This is a genomic window from Aeromonas sp. ASNIH8 (assembly GCF_002919855.1).
In the GTDB taxonomy this organism is placed as follows: domain Bacteria; phylum Pseudomonadota; class Gammaproteobacteria; order Enterobacterales; family Aeromonadaceae; genus Aeromonas; species Aeromonas caviae.
This window is the reverse complement of record NZ_PQLN01000215.1, coordinates 1-1,389: the sequence shown is the minus strand read 5'-3', so window position 1 is coordinate 1,389 and position 1,389 is coordinate 1. Positions and strand designations below refer to the sequence as shown.

Here is a 1,389-nt window from a genome sequence, read left to right as displayed (position 1 = left end):
CATGTACAGGATCTTTAGCTACAACCAATTGAAATAGATAGAAAAAAGGCTTCGTTTGTGATCTGATTTAATCGCAAAAAAAAACCGACACGCCCGAAGCCATGACTATTATCAATGCAACCCAGTACCTCAAGCAACTTCTTAGCTCTTCTGAACTCAACCGGATCGGTAAATTTACCGGTTTTTGTCAGCGACTCCGGGATATCCAGCCTGCGAGACTACTCCCGGCTCTGCTCTCAGGGCTTGGTTGCGACAAGGTGGATGGTATTGCTGGTTTGCATCGCCATTTCAATGCGTTGCAGCTCCATGATACTGACCAAATAGCGTATAAACCCTTTCACAACCAGTTACGCAAGCAGGGTTTTCCCTTGTTCATGCGCGCACTGGTTGAACGAGCCATCGCCTTACGCCTCAAGGAGTGTCTACCGGACGCCCACGGACTGGCAGGCTTTGAGCAGGTACTGCTGCAGGACGGGTCGTCATTCGCGTTACATCCGCAATTGGCAGAACATTTCCCGGGCCGATTCAATAAGCACAGCCCCGCTGCGGTAGAGTGTCATATGACCATGTCCTTGCTGGACCAGTCGCCGATATCGATGAGTATCACGGCGGATACCGAATCGGAGCGCAAGCATCTTCCGGCCGCAAATTCGTTAAATAACAAACTGTTATTGGCGGATGCCGGTTACATCAGCCGCGAGTACTTTGCTGATGTGACCAAAGCCAAAGGAAGCTATCTGGTCAGAGGGAGTCAAAATCTCAATCCCAAAGTACAGGCAGCTTACCGACAGGACGGCAGGGAAATGCCCAAGTTACTCGGAAAAAAGCTCAAGGATATCGATCGGAGAAGCTGCAGAGCCGAGGTTCTGGATCTGGATGTGAGTTCGGGAAAGTATAAATATCGACTCATAAGACGTTGGTTTGCAGAGGAAAAACGGTTCTGTATATGGATGACCAATCTTCCGCGTGAGCGATGGCCAGCCGAGAAGGTGATGGCATTGTATCGTTGCCGTTGGCAGATCGAACTGTTGTTCAAAGAGCTGAAATCACATAACCGGTTGAAGGCGTTCGCGACACGACAAAAAGCGATAGCGGAAGGCTTGATCTGGGCTAGTTTGCTGGCCTTGCTGGTCAAACGTCGGCTGGCGCTGACGCTGATTGGCAGCGCGGAGTTATCGATGCTGAAGATTGCCAAAAACAGCGCGCTTTGGTTAATGCCGATATTGGCGAGCATCATCCATGGTGCGTGGCAGGAAATAACAGAGAAGTTGGAGTGGGCAATGGTGTATTTATCCAAAAACGGCAAAAAGAGTAGGCAGAGAAAATCCAAGCAAAACAACACGTTAGACGGTATTATTAATTCGCTTGCCGCTTAAGGTTCTGTACATG

At 49.4% G+C, this 1,389-nt stretch carries 1 protein-coding gene; it reads left to right on the top strand.

Annotation, left to right across the window (positions count from 1 at the left end; translation table 11 throughout):
* The first annotated feature begins 101 nt into the window (after window positions 1–101).
* Window positions 102–1,376 (top strand): IS4-like element ISApu2 family transposase, encoded by a 1,275-nt coding sequence (locus tag C3418_RS23500; RefSeq protein WP_011191341.1) that lies wholly within the window; start codon window positions 102–104, stop codon window positions 1,374–1,376.
* Window positions 1,377–1,389: the final 13 nt, after the last annotated feature.